Source organism: Herbaspirillum sp. WGmk3 (assembly GCF_023952535.1).
GTDB classification, from domain to species: Bacteria; Pseudomonadota; Gammaproteobacteria; order Burkholderiales; family Burkholderiaceae_D; genus Herbaspirillum; species Herbaspirillum huttiense.
The window spans coordinates 1-2,937 of record NZ_JAKYWT010000014.1 but is presented as its reverse complement, the minus strand read 5'-3'; the positions used below and the strand labels follow the sequence as shown (position 1 = coordinate 2,937).

Sequence of the window (2,937 nt, the reverse complement as noted above, 5' to 3'; positions counted from 1 at the left end):
CACCGTCTGCACCGCCGACAACACCGGACTGGTGACCGCCACCGTCATCCCTTGCTGGCGGAACTTGTCCTCGGTCAAGGTACGGCTGCTCTGCTGGGCAGCAAGAATGCTGACCGTCCGGGCCACGAGGTCGATATCGCCGCCCGGTGCCAGCACATCGCTGCCCACCTGCGTATAGCGATTACCCGCCACGATGCGCACATCGCCTTGCACGCTGCCAATGGTCGATGCCGACGCAGCCTCGCTGTTGCGATCCACATCGCGGCTCTGCATGCGGCTGCCCACGGTCACGCCGATGCCCGCCCCCATCACGCCGCTGGTGGTCTCCTGCCGGAAGTTGCGCTGGCTGCTGCTCTCGCTTGCGGCAACAAGGTTCACGTCAAGGCCCGCCACAATGGTCGTTCCCCGCGTCGAAACGATCTGGCTGCCTTTGACATTCACATCGTTGCCCGAGCGCACCAGCACCGTCTCGCCGGAGAAGGTACTGCCGGCCTCGCGGCTGGTGCTGCTGGCATCATCAGTGCGCACCGTCCTGGCCGTCAGGATCCCGCTGCTGCTGCGCTGCCCCTGGTCGCGTGCGCTGGCTGAAACATTGGCGGTGCCGATGCCCACGTCACGCCCGGCCTCGACTTGCAGCGCGCTCTCCGCCACCACCTGCGCGCCCTTGCTCGTCACATCCCCATAACTGCTTACCAACAGGCGGCAGCCTCTCATAAGGAGTTACGTCCGAATCTAACCTCGCTCTCGCTTCATAAAAGATAATTTCATTAGTACTTTAATGTGGGTCCCAGTGGTGCCACTACTCAAATTTCTTGCTCGTATAGTCACTAGGGTTGGCACTAGAACTCGTATGAAGGAAGTATCCGATCAGCGCTATCAATCAGCTTAGCAAGCTGCAGCATTGAGACCGAAGAAGTCGCAGTGTCAATAACTATGAACTGGGTTCGAGAAAGCCTATGTCAGAACGCATATCAAAGCACAGGATATCTATCGACGCTTATAGAGGATTCGCTTTCAGATACGCCAAGATATCCTCTTCGGCAATACCAGGCGCGCCAAGGTCGAGCCACTCATTCAGAGATTCAGGATGAGCAGATAAATATTTTCCGCCATCAATCACCTTCGTCACAGTGTTCCCATACGAGGTCAAGAATCTTAAATGATGTACGAGCAAGACCCACATTCTCTTCTGCTCTGCTGTCTGCGGTGCTCCACACGATGCATCTGATAAATACGTCGACTCCCCTTCTACGAAGTCAAGTAGATCTTTTTCCCGCCCGGCTGCCAACATTGCTCTGATGCATTCAACCTTATTCATGCTTTCACTCATCTAGAAAATTCCGCACTATCACCAATTACACTAACACTTCTAAAGCCTAGGGACCTCATCGTTTTGCCAAGTGGGGTAGCCCATGCAGCATCAGAAACACTACGACCAGAAGATAAAGCGTCCCAAAACACATCACGATTAACGTTACCAAATTTGGCTGATATGGTCGCGATCTTCTCCGGCCCCACCAACTCAATTGATCTGGAAATCATTTCCGTTCCCACTCCCTTTCCTGAAATCGTCGTACCGTACCAATCAATATGCAAAATACCCTTGGGGTAATAAGTTGCGATCAAATCACTTTGCGCAAAATCGCTTGCAACAACTCCCCCAGTTTTATCAAACTTCTGCCTCGCCGAAAGTTCAATTTCAATACGTCCGTCAGATTTCTCCTGAGTCTTAATTTCAAATTTCAACCCCGTACTTGGGGCAGGGACAAATGCCTGTGGAGCAGCCACATTTTTACCGCTACCGTCTGCCACTGATAGCTTTGATTCATCTGGTTTTCTGACACGACCGACATCCCCATACACATTCTCTAAATCCTGATCTGCGGTATATCGATCACGATCAGGCGTTATCGTTGGTAGCTTTTCTTTTGGTAAAACAAGCTTCCTCGCCTCACCTACCAGGGCTGGAGTAGTAGCCGCGACAGCAGACAACGCTGCCATCCGCAGAAGGCGATAGTTCATTGCCTGCTTCACCAGTCCATCACAGGCAGCCGCACTCAGTCCACCACAGTTATTGGTCCTGAATGTCGCAACCTCCTTGGCTTGATCAACATCCGTTCCCATCAGAGACGCGTTGCCCATCACGGAACCATAGCTGATCACATTCGCTTGACGCCCGATCAGCGCATCTTCAAGTTTTGTATAGCCGAATGGCAATACTTTGACCTCGTTGACACTCGCCACTTCAGCCAGATTTTTTTGGACGCACGCTACATCCCCTGAAATGATGCAACTTTGGACGGCGGCGATATTCTGGTCAGAGATAGCCTTGTACTTTTTAAAGATTGATGTGACGTCTCCGTCGCTGCAACGACCGTTCTTCTTGCTGCAATCCTCAATTTCCTTCTTGAGCGCGGCGGCATCAGCATGCTTGAGGAAGTTATTGACGACCTCGTTATAAGCCGCAGCCCCACCCGCCGTTCCACCCACTGCCGCGCCCACCAAGGTACTCGACAACCCTGTCAACACCTTCGCGAGATCAGCTTCCACGCCAGCCTGACTCAACGCCGCAGCCACCTTAGGTGCGGCTAAAGTACCCGCTCCCGCACCAACTGCACCGGCAAGACCACCCGTGATCCCGCCCACAACGGTGTGCGCCAGAGCCCGCATATTCCCCTCTGGCCCCCACTTGCTTTCCAGTGCACGGGCCTGATCGTTGAGCTGTGTTGCCACGGCTGGATCGGTTGCTGCGTTTGCCTGCGTACCTAAGTCAGCAGCCTTCTTCTGCTGTTGCTCAGCATAGTCCCCGATCAACTTGGAAGCCTGCTGCCCGAACGCCTGCGTAATCTTTGCCTGCGCCTCCACATCCTCACGCAGTTGATTGCCGTCCCAGTTCTTCGTCAGGCTATTGCTGCTGTCCTTGCCGGTACGCACTGA

Annotated in this window: 2 protein-coding genes and 1 pseudogene; all 3 read right to left on the bottom strand. The window is 54.1% G+C overall.

All coding sequences use genetic code 11. The features are described 5' to 3' along the window. Positions 1-675 (bottom strand): hemagglutinin repeat-containing protein (locus MKD49_RS25695; protein WP_252697710.1); only part of this gene is annotated, 675 nt, incomplete at its 3' end. A 322-nt stretch (positions 676-997) separates the two neighbouring features. Then, positions 998-1,318, bottom strand: a complete 321-nt coding sequence (locus tag MKD49_RS25690; protein ID WP_252697709.1) for a hypothetical protein — start codon at positions 1,316-1,318, stop codon at positions 998-1,000. A gap of 8 nt (positions 1,319-1,326) precedes the next feature. Continuing rightward, positions 1,327-2,937 (bottom strand): annotated as a pseudogene (locus tag MKD49_RS25685) (hypothetical protein); the annotation flags it as partial.

What these genes read in the sequence shown, in the direction of transcription:
- MKD49_RS25690 (WP_252697709.1), bottom strand. Translation starts at nt 1,318, where the DNA reads ATGAATAAGGTTGAATGCATCAGAGCAATGTTGGCAGCCGGGCGGGAA.